Origin of the sequence: Enterobacteriaceae endosymbiont of Plateumaris sericea (genome assembly GCF_012562605.1) — a bacterium.
GTDB lineage: Bacteria > Pseudomonadota > Gammaproteobacteria > Enterobacterales > Enterobacteriaceae.
Genome location: NZ_CP046224.1, coordinates 155,907 through 177,207, shown reverse-complemented (window position 1 = coordinate 177,207; position 21,301 = coordinate 155,907). Strand labels below are relative to the sequence as shown.

Sequence of the window (21,301 nt, the reverse complement as noted above, 5' to 3'; positions counted from 1 at the left end):
AATCATTTTCTCTTAATGGAATACCTGGAGGAAAACCATCTATAATACATCCTAAAGCGATTCCATGAGATTCACCATATGTAGTTACACGAAATATTTTTCCAATACTATTACCTGACATATTTACCTCTTCTGCATTATTCTTATTTTTTCTATTATATTACGATCTATTTTAAATATTCCTATACCACCATTTTTTATTTTTAACCATTGAAAATTTATAAAAGAATATTTTTTTATGATATATTTCATTTTATCTCCTACTTCACAAATTAAAAAACCATTTTTTTTAAGATAAAAAAAAGAATTTATTATAATCTTATTAATAATATCTAATCCATTATCTTCAGCTATTAATCCTATTTGTGGTTCATATGAATATTCTTTAGGTAAATAATTTAATTCATTTTTATCAACATAAGGTGGATTAGATATTATTAAATCATAAGAATGAGAAGTATGTAATTTTTCAAATAAATTACTATGAATAGGAGTAATACGTTTTTCTAAACCATGTAATTCAATATTAGATTCAGTTACATTAATAGCATCTAAAGAAATATCTATAGCATCTATATAAGAGTTAGGAAATAAATATGCACAAGCAATAGCAATACATCCACTTCCAGTACATAAATCTAATATATTTTTAGGAGTAAATTTTAATTTTAATCCATTAAATTTAAATTTATTATTAATTAATTCAGATATTGGTGATCTAGGTATTAATACTCTACGATCAATATATAATTCATGACCACAAAACCAAGTTTTATTTGTTAAATATACTATAGGAATTCTATTTTTTATTCTTTTAAAAACTAATCTAAATATTAATTTACGTTCTTGTAAAGTTAATTTTGCATCCCATATATTATTTAATGTGTATGGTGGTAATCCTAATATAGGTAATATTAACTGAATAGATTCATCTAAAGGATTATTAGGACCATGTCCATACCATATATTAGATATACTAAAACAACTAGCAGACCAACGAATCATATCTTTTATAGATAAAAGTTCATTGATAATTTCTATCTTAAGAAGTTTTTTTAAATTTATATTCATAAAAAAGTAAACTAATAAATATAAAATTATTAAAAATGAAAATAATATAATTATATTATTGGCTCCCCTGACTGGATTCGAACCAGTGACATACGGATTAACAGTCCGCCGTTCTACCAACTGAACTACAGAGGATTATTACAACTAATATAATTCTATTATTAATATTATGTTTATGTCAAGAAAATTATAAAAATATTTGATTTTTATATAATTTAAATAATTATTAATGAATAATTTTATGTTAAAATAAATTAAAATATTAAAAAATTATTATATCGAAGTAGCGAAATAGGTAAATACAGTTTATGCAAAATCAAATATTATTTTATGATATATTTGTTAATTACGATCTTCGGTAATAAATTATTAAGGAATTTTATGTTATTACATAATAGAAAATCTAATTTTGAATTAAAAAAAATTATATTTAAAAAAAATGAAGAAAGAAAAATTTTGTCTTTTTATAAATATTTTTTTATTAATGATCCATTAATATTTCGTAATAATATTTATATTTTATTTAATACTTTAGATATTTTTGGAAGAATATATATTTCTTCTGAAGGAATAAATGCACAAATTAGTATTCCTTGTTACTTTTATGAAATGATGAAATTTTTTTTATATAAATTAAATCCTCAATTAAAAAATTTATATATAAATTCAGCAATAGAATATAAAAAAAATGCATTTTGGGTTTTAAGAGTTATAAATAAAAAAAATATTATAAATGATGGTATAAAAAATTTTGATTTTTTAAATTTTATAACTGTAGGTAAATATTTAAATGCTTATCAAGTAAATATAATGCTAGAAGATAGTGATAATACTATTATTGTTGATATAAGAAATTATTATGAATATAAAATAGGTCATTTTAATAATGCTATTATATTTACTCCAGCAAATAATTTTCGAGAACAAATGTCAACATTATTATATAATTTACAAAAGTATAAAAATAAAAATATTATTTTATATTGTACTGGAGGTATTCGTTGTGAAAAAGCTACTTCTTGGTTATTATATAATAATTTTAAAAATATTTTTCATATTAAAGGAGGAATTATTGGTTATATTAATGATGCTAAAAAAAATAATTTACCTATAAAGTTTAAAGGAAAAAATTTTGTTTTTGATAATAGAATGAGCGAATCAGTAACCGAAGATGTTATTTCTCATTGTTATCAATGTAATAATTATTATGATATTTATACAAATTGTAAAAATAATTTTTGCCATTTATTATTTATTCAATGTTCTTCATGTAAGGATAAATATCATAATTGTTGTAGTAAAAAATGTATGAATATTTATTCTAAATATAAAATTAATTATTATTAGAATTTTTTATGAATGTTTTAATTTTTGAAAAAAAGATTCATATTCTTTATTAATATTATCTCCTATATCATTTTGCCATTCACCTTTTTTAATTATTTGATCATTTGGATATAATGTATTATCATTAATGATATTTTGAGGTAATAATTTTTTTGCTGCTAAATTTGGTGTTGAATATCCTGTTAATTCTGCTACTTTAGCTGATATTCTAGCTCTTAATAAAAAATTAATTAATTTTAAAGCACCTTCTACATTTCTTGCATTAGAAGGAATAGCAAGACTATCCATCCAAAAAATTGCACCTTCTTTTGGCCAAATAATTTTTAAAGGAATACCTAATTTTTTTACTGCATATGCAGATCCATTCCATATCATACCTAATTTTGCTTCTCCTTCTATAAAAGGTATTCCAGGATTATCAGAATTAAATGTAATAATATTAGGTATTAATTTTTGTAATTCTTGAAATGCTTGTTTAATATGATTTAAATTTGTTTCATTTCCTGAATAACCTAATTTCATTAATGCAATTTGAAAAACTTCTCTAGTATCATCAATTAAAGAAATTGCATTTTTATATTTAGGATTCCATAAATCAGCCCAACTATTTATAGAATTTGAATTTATATCATGACTATTTATAGCTATAGTTGTAAATCCCCATATATATGGAATGGAATAATCATTATTAGGATCAAAAGATTTATTTAAAAATTTAGGATCTAAATTAATAAAATTTGTTAATTTATTTTTATTTATCTTTAGTAACATTCCTTCATTTCTCATTTTAGCTATAAAATATGTAGAAGGTACAATAAGATCATAAGAATCTTTTTTATAAGTTTTTAATTTTGCATACATACTTTCATTTGATTCATATGTTGAATAAATTACTTTAATTCCAGTTTCTTTAGTAAATTCTTCTAATAAACCGGCAGGAACATATTCTGTCCAATTATAAAAGAAAACTGTATTATTAGTATTCGCATATGAATATATATTTTGTAAATTTAATACAAAAAAAATAAATATTAATTTTATTAAAAAAATCATATAATATTCCTTATTAATAATAATTATTATTATTTGGTTTTATTGCTATAGCTTCTATTTCAATTTTTGCATTTTGTGGTAAACGAGATACTTCTATACAAGTTCTAGCTGGATAATTAGCATTATTTTCAATAAAAAATTTTTTATATACATTATTTATAATATTAAAATCATTTAAATTTATTAAAAATATTGTAGTTTTTACTATATTTTTAATAGAAAAATGTGCTTTATTAATAATAGATTTTATATTTTTTAATACTTGTACAGTTTGTTTTTCTATATCATTACTATCAATCTTATTATATATTGGATTGATAGGTATTTGTCCTGAAGTAATAATTATATTATTAAATATAATTCCTTGAACATATGGACCTATAGGTATAGGTGCTTTTTTAGTATAAATTATTTTTTTCATAAAAAACAAACTCTTAAAGAAATTTTTATTGTTTTAAATTTATATCTAACAAATTTTTTTGTAAAATATTATAAATAATATTTATTTTTTAATAAAGTTGATAATATTATAGCTTTAATAACATGAAGTTTATTTTCTGATTGTTCAAAAATAATACTATTTTTAGATTCAAAAATTTCATCTGTAATTTCTAATCCATTAAATAAATTATATTTAGACATAATTTTTTGATTAAAATATTTTTTATAATGATTATATAAATGTAAGGATGGTAAACAATGCATAATTTTAATATTTTTATTTTTAGTTTTTAATAATAGTTCTTTATTTACTTGATAAATGTGTAAATCATTAATTCTTGATTCCCATAATTTAGAAGATTCTCCCATTGATAACCAAACATCAGTATAAATAAAATCTACACCATTAACACCATTATTAATATTATCTGTTAAAATAATATTTTGATTATTTAATAATAAATTATTAAATAATTTATTATCAGGCCATAATTTTTTTGGTGATATTAAATTTAAATTAAATCCAATAATTAATGCTGCTTCTAAGAGAGTATTAGCAATGTTATTATTTATATCTCCTATATATGATAATGATATTTTATCTAAAGATTTATTTACTAAATTTTCTTTAATTGTTAATAAATCTGATAATATTTGAATAGGATGAAATTCATTTGTTAAACCATTCCAAACAGGAATACCTGCGTATTTTGATAAAACTTCTATATCTTTTTGATATTTTCCTCGAAATATAATTCCATCATATATTTGACCTAATATACGAGCTGTATCTTTAATTGATTCTTTATATCCTATATGACTATTATATTTATCTAAATATGTTATTTTAGCTTCTTGATCATAACATGCTATTTCAAAAGAACATCTTGTTCTAGTTGATTCTTTTTCAAAAATTAAGGCAATATTTTTATTGTATAATTTTTTAATTTCCTTATTTTTTTTTTTATCTTTTTTAAGTTTTAAAGAAATATTAAGTAATTCATAAATATCTTTTTTAGAAAAATTTGATAATTTTAAAAAATGACGATTATAAAACTGATTCATAATAATAATTACCTATAAATATAATAATTAAATTTTTTATTTTTATAATGTTAAAATTAATTTTTGTTTTTTAATTAATTCTATTTGTAAATTTTTATATTTTTCTAATTTTTTAATATTATTTTCAATAATATGCTTAGGTGCATTTTTAAAAAAATTTTTATTATTAATATTTTTATTCAAATAATTTATTATTTGTTCGTTATTTTTTAATTCTTTCTCAATTTTAATTAATATATATTTTTTATCGATTAAATCATTATTTATAGGAATTGATAATTCAATATCATTTATTTTTTTTATAAATGATATTTTAGGAAAGCATTCTTCTTGTGATATAAAAAAAATTTCATTGATTTTTAAAAAACTTTTTAATAAATTTATATTTTTTTTTAAAAAAAACAATATTTTTGTATTTTTATTTTTAAAATAAATATTAATTTGTTTATTATTTTTTATATACATTTCAACTTTTATTTTACGAACAATAGTAATTATTTTAATAAAAAGATTAAAAAAATTTGTAGCTTTGTTATCTATTGCTATTTTATTGAATTTTGGAAATGATTGTATCATAATACTATTATTATATATTTTTTTATTATTTGTAATTTTTTGCCATATAACTTCAGTTATAAAAGGAATAATAGGATGAGCAAGTTTTAATAACGATTTAAAAACATTATATAATGTATAATGTGTTCCTATATATTGAGTATAGTTTTTATTTTTAAAAATAATTTTTGCATATTCTAAATACCAATCACAAAATTTATTCCATATAAAATTATATAAAATATTAGTAGCTTGATCAAAACGATATTTATTTAATGCATCTGAATATAATTTTATAATTAAATTATATTCACTAATAATCCATTTATCAGGAATAGATAATTTTTCTTTATTATTTATATATTCATATTTTATATTTTTTAGTATAAAAATACTAGCATTCCAAATTTTATTACAAAAATTACGATAACCATCTAAACGAGACATATCCCAATATATATCTCTTCCAGTAGAAGATAAAGCAGCTAATGTAAATCTTAAAGAATCTGTACCATAATTTTTACTTCCATTTGGAAATTGTTTTTTTGTATAATCTTTAATTAATTTTATATATTTTTTTTCTGTTATATTATTAAGTCTTTTTTTTATTAAATTAGAAAATGAAATACCATCAATAATATCAATTGGATCAATAACATTTCCTTTTGATTTTGACATTTTTTCTCCTTTTTCATCTCTAATTAATCCAGTCATTAAAACATGTTTAAATGGAATTTGTGGTGTATTATCTTTATTTTTTACAAAATGCATTGTCATCATAATCATTCTGGATATCCAAAAAAATATAATATCAAAACCACTAACAATAACATTTGTAGGATGAAATATATGAAATTCTTGTGTATGATTAGGCCAATCTAAAGTAATAAAAGTCCATAAACTTGATGAAAACCAAGTATCTAAAACATTTTGATCTTGTATGATAAAAAAATTTTTATTTAAATTATATTTTTTACGTATTTCTTTTTCATTTTTTCCAACATAAATTTTTTTATTAATATCATACCATATTGGTATTTTATGGCCCCACCATAATTGACGGGATATACACCAATCTTGAATATTTTCCATCCAAGAATAAAACATATTTTCATAATTTTTAGGGAAAAAACTAATCTTTTTTTTTTTAACTGCATTTATTGCTGTTTTAGCTAATTTTTTAATATTTAAATACCATTGACTAGTTAACATAGGTTGAATTATAGTTTCACTACGAGAACTACATGGTATTAATACTAATTTTTGTTCACAGTATTCAAGTAAACCATTATTTTTAATAATATCAATGATAATTTTTCTTGCTGTTATAAAATATAAATTTTGAAATATTTTAGGTATATTATCAGGATATATTGTTATTTTTTTACCATTAATATCAAAAATTTGATATTTTTTTAAAATATTACCATAGGTATTAAATATATTAATTAAAGGTAAATTATTTCTTAAAGCTACTTGATAATCATCAAAATCATGTGCTGGACTTATTTTAACACATCCAGTACCTTTATTTATATCTGCATGATTATCTGCAATAATAGGTATTTTTCTATTAATTAATGGTACTATTACAAATTTTCCTATTAAATTTGAATAACGTTTATCTAATGGATTAATAGCTATAGCAGTATCAGCTAATAATGTTTCTGGTCTAGTAGTAGAAATAATTAAATAATTTTTACCAGTTAAAGTTGTTACGTTATTTTCTAATGAATAACGAATATACCAAATATAAGTATTAAATTTTTTATGTTCTATTTCTAAATCAGAAATTGCAGTATGAAGTTTTAAATCCCAATGAGTTAATTTTTTTTTTTTATATATTAATCCTTCTTCATAAAGAGATATAAAAATATTTCTTACAGACTTAGAAAAATTTTTATCCATAGTAAATCTTTTACGATCCCAATCTGCAGATAAACCTAATCTACGCATTTGATTAAATATTATATTACAATATTTTTTTTTCCATTTCCACGCTTCATTTAAAAAAATATTTTTATTATTTTTATATTTAATTTCATTTTTTTTTATAAATAATTTTTGTTCTATTATATTTTGAGTAGCAATACCTGCATGATCTGTACCTACTTGACATAAAATATTTTTACCTAACATACGTTGATAACGTATTATTATATCAATTATAATATATTGTAGTGCATGTCCCATATGTAGGGAACCAGTAATATTTGGTGGAGGAACCATAATAGAAAAGTTTTTTTTAGATTTATCTATTACACATTTAAAATATTTGTTATTTTCCCAATAAAAATATATTTTTTTTTCAAATTCTTGGGGATTATATATTTTATCCATTATTAAATAATATCCTATATGTAAAACTATTTATAATATTTAATTATTATATGAATAATTTAATAAAAACTGGCATAATAAATTAACAGGTCTACCAGAAGAAAAAGATTTATTATTTTCACTATAATTCCATGCTGTTCCTGCAATATCTATATGTGCCCATTTATATTGTTTAGTAAATTTTGCTAAAAAACATGCAGCTGTAATTGCTCCTCCAGCATTAGAATTTCCAGTATTTCTTATATCAGCAATATCTGATTTTAATTGGTTATAATAATTTTTATCATTAATAGGTAATTCCCAAACTCGGTCATCTACATCTAATGATGCTTTCATTATATTTTTTGATAATTTTAAATTATTAGACATCAACCCACTAATATTATTTCCTAAAGCAACTACACAAGCTCCTGTTAATGTAGCAATATCTATAACTATAGAAGGATTAAATTTATTTACGTATGTTAATACATCACACAAAACTAATCTTCCTTCCGCATCAGTATTTATTATTTCTACTGTTTTTCCTGACATTGTTTTAATAATATCACCAGGACGAAATGAATTACTATCAGGCATATTTTCACATCCTGCAATAATACCAATAACTTTAAGAGGTAATTTTAATTCAGATATAATATTCATTATTCCATATATACATGCTGCACCACACATGTCATATTTCATTTCATCCATATTTAAACTTGGTTTTAAAGATATTCCTCCTGAATCAAAAGTTAAACCTTTTCCTATTAATACTATAGGTTGACTATTATCAAATAAATTATCATATTTAATGATAGATATCATAGATTCATTTTTAGAACCATTACCTACAGCTAAATAAGCATTCATACCTAATTTTTTCATTTCTATTTCATTGATAATTTTTACTGAAATATTTTTAGAGTATTTCTCAGCTAATTTATATGTTTCTAAAGATAAATATTTAGGATTGCATATATTAGGAGGTAAATTTGCAAGATTTTTAGTTTTTATAATGCCAATTTTGATTGCTATAGCATGTTTAATTGCTTTTTTATAAATTTCAATATTATTATCATTCGTATTAAATTTAATAAGAGATAATTTATATTTTTTTATTTTTTTAAATTTGTTAAAAATATAGAATTTATCTTCAATAATATTTATTGTATCTCTTATATTCCAATATAAATCAATATTTTTAATTATTAAATTTGTTAAACACCAAAGAACATCTTTTATTTCAATTTCTTTTAATTGATTAATTACTTTTTTAATAATGATTTTATTAGTTTCTCTATTAAGTTTATCTTTAATACCACAACCAATAATTAATACTTTTTTTATTAAAATATTAGGTACTTCATATAACATTAATATTTGATTAATTTTTCCTTTAAAATTATTTTTTTTTGTAATATTTAATATATAATTATTAGATATTTTATTAATAATATCAGCAATACAAGAAAATTGATATTTTTCAAACATTCCAATTACTATACATTCTGATTTATATTTTTTTGTAAAATTTATTTTTTCCATTAGGTACTTCATTTTTATTCTCCAAATATATTACAGAAAAAAATCAACTTATATTATACATATAATATAAGTTTGTTAAAACATTTGTTTTAAATATTATTTTTAGAATTTTATTAAAATAAAATAGATATATTTTAAAAAATTTTTATATTATAAATTCAATAATTATACTTATATAAAATCAAATTAAAAAAATTTTTACATTTAGACCTTGATGCTTAGATATGAGTCCCCATTTTCTTTTCATCAAGGACTATGATTTTCAAAAATGTGAAATATTTTAAAATATTTTATTAATTAAATTATTTATATAATTTAATAAAAAATTAAGTTGAGGATCTTTTAAATGGGTAAAATAATTGGTATTGATTTAGGTACAACAAATTCTTGTGTTGCAATAATAGATGGAACAAAAGCTCGTGTATTAGAAAATGCAGAGGGTGATAGAACTACACCATCAGTTATTGCTTATACTAAAGATGGAGAAATTTTAGTAGGTCAACCAGCTAAACGTCAAGCTATTACAAATCCGCAAAATACTCTTTTTGCAATTAAAAGGCTTATTGGACGTCGTTTCCAAGATGAAGAAGTACAACGTGATATAAAAATTATGCCTTACAAAATTATTGAATCAAATAATGGTGATGCATGGTTATATGTTAAAGGACAAAAAATAGCACCACCACAAATTTCTGCAGAAGTATTAAAAAAAATGAAAAAAACTGCAGAAGATTTTTTAGGTACTAAAGTTAGTGAAGCTGTAATTACGGTACCTGCTTATTTTAATGACGCTCAAAGACAAGCTACAAAAGATGCAGGACGTATAGCAGGGTTAGAAGTAAAACGTATTATTAATGAACCAACAGCTGCAGCTTTAGCTTATGGATTAGATAAAGGTAAAGGAAATCAGACTATAGCTGTATATGATCTAGGAGGAGGTACATTTGATATTTCTATTATTGAAATAGATGAAGTTGATGGAGAAAAAACTTTTGAAGTATTAGCAACAAATGGTGATACTCATTTAGGTGGTGAAGATTTTGATAGTCGTTTAATTAATTATTTAGTATCAGAATTTAAAAAAGATCAAAGAATTGATTTAACTAATGATCCATTAGCAATGCAACGTTTAAAAGAAACTGCAGAAAAAGCAAAAATTGAGTTATCATCTACACAACAAACAGATGTTAACTTACCATATATTACTGCAGATTCTTTAGGACCTAAACATTTAAATATTAAAGTAACAAGAGCTAAATTAGAATCTTTAGTAGAGGATTTAATAGATAAATCTATAAATCCATTGAAAATGGCTTTAAAAGATGCTCATTTATCTATATCTGATATTAATGATGTGATTTTAGTAGGTGGACAAACAAGGATGCCAATGGTTCAAAAAAAAGTTGCTGATTTTTTTGGCAAAGAACCTAGAAAAGATGTTAATCCAGATGAAGCAGTTGCAATTGGTGCTGCTGTTCAAGGAGGTGTATTAGCTGGTGATGTAAAAGATGTATTATTATTAGATGTTACACCTTTATCATTAGGAATAGAAACTATAGGAGGTATTATGACTCCTTTAATTAATAAAAATACTACTATTCCTACAAAACATAGTCAAGTTTTTTCTACTGCTGAAGATAACCAATCTGCTGTAACTATTCATGTAGTACAAGGAGAACGTAAAAGAGCAAATGATAATAAATCTCTAGGACAGTTTAATTTAGATGGTATTAGTCCTGCACCTCGTGGTATTCCACAAATAGAAGTAACTTTTGATATAGATGCTGATGGAATATTACATGTTTCTGCAAAAGATAAAAAAAGTGGTAAAGAACAAAAAATTATAATAAAAGCATCATCAGGACTTAATGAAAAAGAAGTAGAAAAAATGATAAGAGATGCAGAATCTAATGCTGAATCAGATATTAAATTTGAAGAATTAATTAAAATACGTAATGAATCTGATCAACTTATTCATAGTACAAAGAAAAAAATGGAAGAAGTAGGTGATAAAATTACTAAAGAAGATAAAACATTTATTACAAATGCAATAAATGCACTTAATATATCATTAAAAACAGAAGATAAAAATGATATCCAAACAAAAATGCAATTATTACTTCAAGCATCCAGTAAAATTTCAAATTTAATGGAAAATAATAATCAACAAAAAACAAATAATAATATGAATGATAATAAATCTAAAAATAAAGATAATAATGTTGTAGATGCTGAATTTGAAGAAGTCAAAGATAATAAAAAATAATTGCCTCCTCAATCATTAAATTATTTTCACTAATTGATTATAAAATTATATTAATACCGTTTATATATTATAAATAATATTTATTAATATAGAAATCGGTATTAAAGTTATAGGATTAGGAAAGGTAGTAATATATTATGTCAGAAAAAGATTATTATGAAATTTTAGGTATTACTAGAAATGCAAAAGATCGTGAAATTAAAAAAGCATATAAACGTTTGGCTATAAAATTTCATCCAGATCGTAATCCAGGAAATAAAAAGGCTGAAAATAAATTTAAAGAAATTAAACAAGCTTACGAAATTTTAAGTGATAAACAAAAAAGATCTGCTTATGACCAATATGGACATTCTGCTTTTGAACAAGATAATGTAAATAATACAACTGATTTTAGTGATATTTTTGGTGATGTTTTTGGTGATATTTTTGGAGGTACAAGAAATAATAAATCTAATAAAGGAAATGATTTAAAATATGCTATTAATATTTCTTTAGAAGAAGCAGTAAAAGGAGTAACTAAAGAAATTAAAATTCCATTTTTAAAAATTTGTATTAATTGTAATGGTACCGGATCTCAAGGATCTCTTCAAAATTGTTATACTTGTAATGGTCATGGACAAATACAAATGAGACAAGGTTTTTTTACTGTACAACAAACTTGTCCTAATTGTCAGGGTAGAGGTTCTTTAATAAAAAATTTATGTATTACTTGTAAAGGTAAAGGAAAAGTAGAAAAATATAAAATATTATCTATAAAAATTCCGTCAGGAATTAATACTGGAGATCGTATTAGATTAAATGGAGAAGGAGAACTAGGTAATAATGGTGCTCCATCTGGAGATTTATATATAGAAATTAGAATAAAAAAACATCCTCTTTTTATAAGAGAAGAAAATAATTTATTTTGTGAATTACCTATTAATTTTTCTATAGCAGCATTAGGTGGAAATTTAGATATTCCAACATTAAATGGATTTATAAAAATTAAAATTCCACCAGAAACTCAAACAGGAAAAATATTTAGATTACGTAATAAAGGTATTAAATCAATAAGAGATAATATTATTGGAGATTTATTATGTAAAGTTATTGTAGAGACTCCAGTAAATTTAAATGATAAACAAAAAATAATATTATATAATTTAGGAAAAACTTTTATTAAATTAGATAATTATAAAAATACTCCTAAATATAAAAAATTTTTAAATAATATAAAACTTTTTTTTGATAATTTAAAAAATTAATACAATAGAGGGTAAAAAATAAATTTTTTATACCCTCTATTGTAATGTTAAAAAAAATATTTATCCATTACCATGACAAAATTTATATTTTTTTCCAGAAGAACAAGGACATAAATCATTTCTACCTATTTTATTTAATGAGTAAATGTTAGTATTAATATTTTTCTTTTTATTTATAAAATAATGATAATCTTCTTTAGAAAGATTTAAATTATTTATAATTTTTTCATTATTTTTATTTCTAAAATTTTGTAATTTTATTGATGAATTAAAAATATCTTTTTCTGGTATTTCTATTGAAATATTACTTAAAACAGTAATAATTTCTTCTTTTAAAGAATCTAACATTAAACTAAACATATTAAAAGATTCAATTTTATATTCTTGTTTAGGATCTTTTTGTGCATATCCTCTTAAATGAATTCCTTCTCTTAAATAATCTGTAGCAGAAAGATGTTCTTTCCATAAACTATCTAATAATTGAAGCATTATATTTTTTTCAAAACTACGTATAATATCATTACCTAATATATTTTCTTTTTTATTATATTCTTGTTCGGAAAAATTAATTATTTTTTTAAAAAAATAATCTTTACTAAGAATTTGTTTATTATTTTTAGAATTTTTTAATAATTTATCAATAGGTAAATATAAATTAAATTTTTTTTTAAAATAATTATTTAATTTTATTAAATCCCATTCATCTTCTAAAAAAAAATTAGATTTTATATATTTATCTATAATTTTTTGAAATACATCTTTTCTAAACTGTTTTATAATTATACTAATATTTTGAGTTTTTAGTAATTTATTTCTTTGTGTATATATAGCTAAACGTTGATCATTAACTACATCATCATATTCTAATAATTGTTTTCTTATATCAAAATTATAATTTTCTACTTTTTCTTGTGCTCTAGCTATAGCTTTATTTATCCATGGATGTTCAATAGATTCATTTTTTTTCATACCAAATTTATGCATAATTTTTGATATTTTATTTGAAGCAAAAATACGCATTAAAGAATCTTCCATAGATAGATAAAATCTTGAAGAACCATAATCACCTTGACGTCCTGAACGACCTCTTAATTGATTATCAATTCTGCGAGATTCATGACGTTCAGTACCAATTACATATAATCCTCCTAAAGATAAAACTTCATTATGTTCTTTTAACCAAGATAATTTTATATTTTTTATTTGATCTTTATTTAATTGGTTATTTAGTTTAAATTGAATATTTCCTCCTAAAACAATATCTGTTCCTCTTCCTGCCATATTTGTTGCTATAGTTACAGCATATTTTTTACCTGCTTGAGATATAATTTCAGCTTCTTTTGAATGTAATTTTGCATTTAAAATATTATGTTTAATACCTATTAACGTTAATTTTTTTGAAATTAATTCTGATTTTTCAATTGAAATTGTACCAACTAATACTGGTTGTCCTATAAAATATTTATTTTTTATATCATTTATAATTGCTTTAATCTTTTCTTTTTCTGTAATATATATTAAATCAGGTAAATCTTTTCTTATCATTGGTTTATTAGTAGGAATAATAATAGTATCTAATTTATAAATTTCTTTAAATTCAAATGCTTCTGTATTAGCTGTACCTGTCATTCCTGATAATTTTGTATATAATCTAAAATAATTTTGAAATGTAATAGAAGCTAAAGTTTGATTTTCATTATTAATTTTTACATTTTCTTTTGCTTCTATTGCTTGATGAAGTCCATCTGACCATCTTCTTCCTTTCATAATACGTCCTGTATGTTCATCTACTATAATAACTTCATTATTTTTTACAATATAATCAACATTTTTTATAAATAATTTATGAGCTCTTAATCCAGCAATAATATTATGCATAATAATAATATTAGAATTAGAATATAATGATTCTTCTTTTTTAATAATTTTTTTCTCTATTAAAATTTTTTCTACATAAACTAATCCTTTTTCTGTTAAATATGCTTGACGAGATTTCTCATCTATAAAATAATGTCCTTTACCTTTAAAAGAATCAGAATCTTCTTTTTCTTGATATATTAATTTTGGAATAATTTTATTTATTTGTGTATATAGTTTAGAACTATCTTCAGTTGGTCCAGATATTATTAATGGTGTTCTAGCTTCATCTATAAGAATTGAATCAACTTCATCTACTATAGCAAAATATAAATTTCTTTGTACTTTATCTGTATAACTAAAAATCATATTATCTCGTAAAAAATCAAATCCAAACTCATTATTTGTACCATAAGTAATATCAGCTAAATAAGATATTTTTTTTTCATTAGGTGACATTCCTGATAAATTAATACCTATATTTAATCCTAAAAACTCAAATAATTGTCTATTATTTTCTGCATCACGTTTGGCTAAATAATCATTAACTGTAACAATATGAACTCCATTACCAGTTAGAGCATTAAGATAAGCTGGTAAAGTTGCTGTTAAAGTTTTTCCTTCTCCTGTACGCATTTCAGCAACACAATTATTATTTAATACTATTCCTCCTATTAATTGAACATCAAAAAGTCTAATACCAAATAATCTTTTAATTGCTTCTCTTACGGTAGCAAAAGCTTCTGGTAAAATATTTTCTAATGTAAAATTTTCTTTTAATTTTATTTTAAATAATAAAGTTTTATTTTTTAATTCTAAATCAGTTAATTTTTCAAAATTTTTTTCCAAACTATTAATATTATTGACTATTTTTTTTATACGTCGTAAAACATTGTCATTATGACTACCAAAAATTTTTGATAAAAAATTTTTTAACATATATATACTCTTAAATAAAATTTTTAATTATAATGTAAAAAATATAAATTTATTTGTTAAAATAAATTATTAAACAATTTAAAATAAATAATTAAAGGATAAATATTTTTATGCGTAATAATAAGTTATTATCAATTGAAAAAATATTTTATAATGAATATAATTATCCTTCTTGTTCAAGAATATTCATAAAATTAAAATTATATATAAATATTTTAAAAAAAATTAACCAAATAATTAAAAATTATTTTCCAATAGAATTAAATAATTGCTATGATGCAAAAAATTTTAAAAATAATATTTTAATTATAGAAACATATAATGCTAGCTCTATGATGAGATTTTTATATGAAAAATCAAATATTTTATCACTTTTAAAAAAAAAAATTTTGCCTTCTTTAAAAAATATAAATATTAAGATTAATCCAATGCTATTAACAAATAATAATATTATTAAAAATAAATATTTTTATAAACAAAATATTTTAAGTAAAAATAGTGCTATTTTATTACTAAACCTAGCTAAAAAAAGTCCTATAAAATTACGTTATATCATAGAACAATTAGCTGCTTTAGCAAATTAATTTATATAAAATAAATTTTTATAAAATATATAATATATATAATTTTATAAAAATAAAACTTTTAAATTATATTTATCTATTTTTTAAAAAAATAGTAATTTTAAATTATTTTTATAAAAATATTTATTTAGCTAAAAATAAAATTTTATTAATCACATTATTAAAAGATAAACCAGCTGTTTTAGCAGCTATAGGAAATAAACTATGAGGAGTCATTCCTGGACAAGTATTTATTTCTAATAATTGAAAATTATTTTTTTTATCTAAAATTATATCGACTCTACCCCAACCACTACATTCTAATAAATTCCATGCATTCATAGCTAAATTAGCTAATTCTTTTTCTTTATATTTATTTAATCCGCTAGGACAAAAATATTTAGTATTTTTATTAATATATTTTGCATCATAATCATATAATAAATAAGGAGATTCAATTTTAATTGATGGTAATATTTTACTACCTAAAATACTAACTGTATATTCTATTCCTTCAATATATTTTTCAATTAATACACTATTACCATACATAAAAGATTTTTTTATAGCATTTAATAAATAATTAATATTATCTATTTTAAAAACTCCTAAACTTGATCCTGTAGTATTAGGTTTTACACATACAGGTAAGGTTAAATTTAAAATATTTTTTTCTATTATTAAATAATTTTTTTTTATAAAATCTTTTTTTTTTAAAAAAAAGTGTGGATATACAGGTAAACCATATTCTTTCCATAAAGTTTTTGTAATAAATTTATTTATAGTTATAGAAGATGCTAATGATCTACTACCAGTATAAGGAATATTAAGATATTCTAATATATTTTGTATACTTCCATCTTCACCTCCTTTACCATGTAAAGCAATAAAAATTTTTTTAAATTTATTTTTTTTTAATGAAAATAAGGAAAAATATTTAGTATCTAGTCCATAAGCTTTAATACCCATTGATTTTAATGAATTTAATACCATTTTACCTGAAATTAAAGATATTTCTCTTTCTGGTGAATTACCACCATATAAAACAGCTATTTTATTAGACATATGAATTTTTTATAAAAAATATTTTAATAATATTAATAATTATAATTTTAATTTTTTTTTAACTAATAAAGATGATATATTATTAATATCTCCAGCACCTTGAATTAATAATATATCATTTCCAGTAAATTTTGAATATAAACTTATCATCATTTCATGATAATTTTTCCATATTCCAAGAATTGGATTAATTTTTCCATATTTTTTAATACTATTATATAAAGAAATACTATCTCCACCCATAATATATTCTTCTCCAGCAGAATATATATTTAATATAAATAATACATCAACAGTAGATAATACTTTAATAAATTTATTTAATAAATTTATAGTTCTAGAATAACGATGTGGTTGAAATATCATTATAATTTTTTTTTTAGGCCAAATCATACGTATTGTATTAATTGTTATATTTATTTCAGTAGGATGATGTCCATAATCTTCAATAATAATAATATTATTTATTAAATTATTTTTTTTATATTTAAAAATACCTAAAATATCAAATCTTCTTTTTATACCTGAAAAATTTTCTAATGCTTTTAAAATATTTTTATGATTAATTCCTATATAAGAAGATACAATAAAAGCTGCTGTTGCGTTTAAAACATTATGATAACCAGGTATATTTAAATTTATTTTTAAAAATATATTTTTTTTTTTGTGTGATAAAACAAATTTACTTTTTAAACCATGTTGTTGATAATTACATATTTTTATATCTGCATCTTTACTAAAACCATAGGTTATAATATTATTATGTATCAAATTATTTTTTAATAAATTTCGAATAGATAAATTATCAATACAAACAATAACACAACCATAAAAAGGTATATTTTGTGAATAATTTAAAAAATTTTGTTTTAATATTTCAATATTATTTTGATAATATTCTAAATGTTCATCTTCAATATTAGTGATGATATTTATAATTGGTCTTAAATTTAAAAAAGAAGCATCACTTTCATCTGCTTCTGCTATAAAATATTTACTTTTTCCTAAATGAGCATATAATTCTGATTTTTTTAATATACCTCCGTTAACAAATGTTGGATCAAGACCTAATGATGAATATATATGATATATCATAGCAGTAGTAGTAGTTTTACCATGACTACCAGTTATGGTTATACCATAATAAAATCTCATTATTTCAGCTAACATTTTTGCTCGACTAATTATTATTATATTATTTCTTTTAGCAGCAATTATTTCTGGATTATTATTTTTTATTGCTGAAGATACTACAATAACATTTGCGTTATTAATATTTTTAGCATTATGTTGAAAATATATTTTTACTCCTAATGAAATTAAATTCTTTGTAATATCATTAGAAATAATATCTGATCCGCTGATATTATATCCTTTTTTGACTAAAATATAAGCTATACCACCCATACCTGAACCTCCTATACCAATAAAATGAATATTATTGATATTGTCCATTTTAGGTGTTACATATTTTATTTTTTCATAAAGTATATTTTTTATCATTATTTTATCATTCTATATTATAGAAAATTTTAATTAATAAAAATATTTTTTATCTCTTTATAAATTAATTCTGTAGAATTAATTAAAGAAATATTACGAGATCTTTTTGACATAATAGTTAATATTTTTTTATTCCAAGATAATAAAGTATTAATAATATCATTAATATTTAAATTATTTTGATCAAAAATTTTTGCTGCTCCAATTTTTTCTAATCTTAATGCATTTAAATATTGTTGATTATCTTTATGTTTAAAAGGTATAAAAATAGCTGGTAATCCTATAGCAGAAATTTCACTAACAGTCATAGCTCCTGATCTACTAATAACAATATCTGCCCATTTATATGCATTATGTATGTCAGAAATATATTCTGTTACAGAATAAAATTTATTTTGATATTTATCTAAAAAAGATAAAGATATATTTTTTAAATTACCTTTACCTACTTGATGTAATATAATTACTTTATTTTTTAAAATTTTTGCTAATTGTACCCCTATATTATTTATTATATTAGATCCTTGACTACCACCCATAATTAATATATGAAGAGGAAAATTATATTTTAAAATATTTTTTTTATATAAAGATAATTTAATTATTTCTTTACTTAAAGGATTACCTACTAATATACCATTTGTAAATGTATTAGGAAAAGCTTGCATATTTATTTTAGATATTTTTGATAAAAAATTATTAGTGATTCCTGGAATACTATTTTGTTCATGAATAATTAACGGAATACCACATAACCATGCTGCTATTCCACTAGGTCCTGATATATAACTTCCCATTGTTAAAACTACATTAGGTTTATAAGATTTATAAATTAAAATAGATTCATACATTGGTTTTATTAATTTAAATAAAGTAAATATTTTAGACCAAATATTTTTTTTTTCAAATTTAAAAAACTTAATTAAATAAATTTTAATTCCTTTTTTAGGAATAATATCTGCTTCCATTCTATTTATTGTGCCTAACCAACGCACATCCCATCCTTTCTCTATTAATTTATATGCTATATTAAGACCTGGATAAATATGTCCACCTGTTCCACCAGAGACTATAATAATTTTTTTTGAATTTTTCATTTATATAATAAATTTAATAAAAAATATTTAAATTAATGAAAAACAAAATATTTAAAATATATTTTAAATATTTTGTTTAGCTAATTTAATAAATTTTTCTCCACGATCTTTAAAATTAATAAATTGATCAATACTTGAACAAGCTGGAGATAATAAAACTATATCACCATATTTTAAAAATTTTGAAATATTTTTTATTGCATCAGCCATAGTTTTTACTCGTATTGCTTTAGGATATAAAGATATTATTTTTTTACTAGCTAATCCGAAACAATAAATATGAATTTTATCATTCATTAAATATTTTTTTAATAAATGAAATTTACAATTTTTATCATATCCTCCTAATAATAACCATATTCTTTTAGCATTACTAAAAAAATTTAAAGCTGCTTTTGTACTATTTATATTAGTAGATTTAGAATCATTAATCCACATTACTCCATTATGTTTATGTATAATTTGTAATGTATGATTATTTGATGTATAATTACTAATAATTTTTAAAGATATTTTTCTTGGTATATGTAATATATCTGATATTGCTAATACAGCTAAAGAATTAAGATAATTATGTGTTCCTATTAATTTAGTATTATTAAAATTTAAAATTATTTTATTATTTACCTTTAAATACATATTTTGTTGATTTTTATATAATTGATACTTTCCTTTATTTATACCAAAACTAATAACACGTTGATTTTTTTGTAAATTATTTGGATATGTTAAAAAATCATTAGTATTATATATACATATAGAAGCATTTTTATAAATATTTAATTTAATTTTTTGATATTGCTTTATTCCTAATGGATAACGATCCATATGATCGAATGAAATATTTAATATAACAGATATATATGCTTTAAATTTTTTAATAGTTTCTAATTGAAAACTAGATATTTCTAATACATAAAAATTTTGAAAATTAGATAATAAATCTAATGCAGGATATCCAATATTTCCTCCAATTCCAGCACTATAATAATTATTTATAATTTTTCCAATCATATTAGTTACTGTACTTTTTCCATTAGTTCCTGTAATAGCAATTATAGGATTTTGGGAAAAATAATAAAATAATTCAATATCTCCTATTATTTTAATTCCTTTATTAGCAGCATTTTTTAATAATGGATGGAACAAAGAAATTCCGGGGCTAATAACAATTAATTTAGCATTTAAAATCCAATCTTTATTAAGATAACCAATACAATATTTAACTAAAGGTGGTATTTCTTTAATACAAGGAGGATTAGTTCTATTATCCATAACATATGGTATAATACCTTTATTAATAAAAAATTTAATACATGAAAGTCCAGTAATTCCTAAACCTATAATTACTACTTTTTTAATCAT

General features: G+C 20.6%; 16 protein-coding genes and 1 tRNA gene. 4 read left to right on the top strand and 13 right to left on the bottom strand.

The window, feature by feature from the left end; genetic code table 11:
- The 3 genes from GJT84_RS00830 to GJT84_RS00820 form a co-directional block, all read right to left on the bottom strand.
- Positions 1 to 121 (bottom strand): chorismate synthase (locus tag GJT84_RS00830; RefSeq protein ID WP_168867039.1); only part of this gene is annotated, 121 nt, incomplete at its 3' end.
- 2 nt (positions 122 to 123) lie between these two features.
- Positions 124 to 1,071 carry a 50S ribosomal protein L3 N(5)-glutamine methyltransferase gene (prmB, locus tag GJT84_RS00825; protein ID WP_168867037.1) on the bottom strand — a complete coding sequence of 316 codons (948 nt, stop codon included), beginning with the start codon at positions 1,069 to 1,071 and terminating at the stop codon, positions 124 to 126.
- Positions 1,072 to 1,130: 59 nt separating this feature from the next.
- Positions 1,131 to 1,206, bottom strand: a tRNA-Asn gene (locus GJT84_RS00820).
- Positions 1,207 to 1,452: 246 nt separating this feature from the next.
- Between GJT84_RS00820 and trhO the strand changes: the two genes are divergently transcribed.
- Entirely contained in the window at positions 1,453 to 2,418 is a 966-nt protein-coding gene (gene trhO, locus GJT84_RS00815) for an oxygen-dependent tRNA uridine(34) hydroxylase TrhO (RefSeq protein WP_168867036.1), read from the top strand.
- Positions 2,419 to 2,424: 6 nt separating this feature from the next.
- On the opposite strand, the gene GJT84_RS00810 is transcribed toward trhO, so the two are convergent.
- From GJT84_RS00810 to GJT84_RS00790, 5 genes are all read right to left on the bottom strand, one after another.
- Positions 2,425 to 3,471, bottom strand: a complete 1,047-nt coding sequence (locus GJT84_RS00810; RefSeq protein ID WP_168867034.1) for an extracellular solute-binding protein — start codon at positions 3,469 to 3,471, stop codon at positions 2,425 to 2,427.
- A 13-nt stretch (positions 3,472 to 3,484) separates the two neighbouring features.
- Positions 3,485 to 3,892: a Rid family detoxifying hydrolase gene (locus GJT84_RS00805; RefSeq protein WP_168867032.1), complete on the bottom strand. Its 408-nt coding sequence runs from the start codon at positions 3,890 to 3,892 to the stop codon at positions 3,485 to 3,487.
- Between the two features lie 68 nt (positions 3,893 to 3,960).
- Positions 3,961 to 4,977, bottom strand: coding sequence for an ornithine carbamoyltransferase (gene argF / locus GJT84_RS00800; protein WP_168867030.1), 1,017 nt, complete (start codon positions 4,975 to 4,977; stop codon positions 3,961 to 3,963).
- 42 nt (positions 4,978 to 5,019) lie between these two features.
- Positions 5,020 to 7,872, bottom strand: coding sequence for a valine--tRNA ligase (locus tag GJT84_RS00795; protein WP_168867028.1), 2,853 nt, complete (start codon positions 7,870 to 7,872; stop codon positions 5,020 to 5,022).
- A gap of 39 nt (positions 7,873 to 7,911) precedes the next feature.
- Positions 7,912 to 9,402 carry a leucyl aminopeptidase gene (locus GJT84_RS00790; protein ID WP_425483710.1) on the bottom strand — a complete coding sequence of 497 codons (1,491 nt, stop codon included), beginning with the start codon at positions 9,400 to 9,402 and terminating at the stop codon, positions 7,912 to 7,914.
- A gap of 346 nt (positions 9,403 to 9,748) precedes the next feature.
- Between GJT84_RS00790 and dnaK the strand changes: the two genes are divergently transcribed.
- A complete protein-coding gene (gene dnaK / locus GJT84_RS00785; RefSeq protein WP_168867020.1) occupies positions 9,749 to 11,668 on the top strand; it encodes a molecular chaperone DnaK in 1,920 nt (639 codons plus the stop codon).
- Positions 11,669 to 11,805: 137 nt separating this feature from the next.
- Positions 11,806 to 12,912 carry a molecular chaperone DnaJ gene (gene dnaJ, locus GJT84_RS00780; RefSeq protein ID WP_168867018.1) on the top strand — a complete coding sequence of 369 codons (1,107 nt, stop codon included), beginning with the start codon at positions 11,806 to 11,808 and terminating at the stop codon, positions 12,910 to 12,912.
- Between the two features lie 60 nt (positions 12,913 to 12,972).
- Here the strand turns inward: dnaJ and secA are convergent, their stop codons facing one another.
- On the bottom strand, positions 12,973 to 15,708 hold the full coding sequence (gene secA, locus GJT84_RS00775) for a preprotein translocase subunit SecA (protein ID WP_168867016.1): 2,736 nt from the start codon (positions 15,706 to 15,708) through the stop codon (positions 12,973 to 12,975).
- A 110-nt stretch (positions 15,709 to 15,818) separates the two neighbouring features.
- On the opposite strand from secA, the gene GJT84_RS00770 reads away from it, so the two are divergent.
- Entirely contained in the window at positions 15,819 to 16,292 is a 474-nt protein-coding gene (locus GJT84_RS00770) for a DUF721 domain-containing protein (RefSeq protein WP_168867010.1), read from the top strand.
- A gap of 123 nt (positions 16,293 to 16,415) precedes the next feature.
- On the opposite strand, the gene GJT84_RS00765 is transcribed toward GJT84_RS00770, so the two are convergent.
- From GJT84_RS00765 to murD, 4 genes are all read right to left on the bottom strand, one after another.
- Positions 16,416 to 17,336, bottom strand: coding sequence for a D-alanine--D-alanine ligase (locus GJT84_RS00765; protein ID WP_168867008.1), 921 nt, complete (start codon positions 17,334 to 17,336; stop codon positions 16,416 to 16,418).
- Between the two features lie 39 nt (positions 17,337 to 17,375).
- Positions 17,376 to 18,839, bottom strand: coding sequence for a UDP-N-acetylmuramate--L-alanine ligase (murC, locus tag GJT84_RS00760; RefSeq protein WP_168867007.1), 1,464 nt, complete (start codon positions 18,837 to 18,839; stop codon positions 17,376 to 17,378).
- A 29-nt stretch (positions 18,840 to 18,868) separates the two neighbouring features.
- On the bottom strand, positions 18,869 to 19,936 hold the full coding sequence (gene murG, locus GJT84_RS00755) for an undecaprenyldiphospho-muramoylpentapeptide beta-N-acetylglucosaminyltransferase (protein WP_168867006.1): 1,068 nt from the start codon (positions 19,934 to 19,936) through the stop codon (positions 18,869 to 18,871).
- Between the two features lie 63 nt (positions 19,937 to 19,999).
- Positions 20,000 to 21,301: a UDP-N-acetylmuramoyl-L-alanine--D-glutamate ligase gene (gene murD / locus GJT84_RS00750; protein WP_246208500.1), complete on the bottom strand. Its 1,302-nt coding sequence runs from the start codon at positions 21,299 to 21,301 to the stop codon at positions 20,000 to 20,002.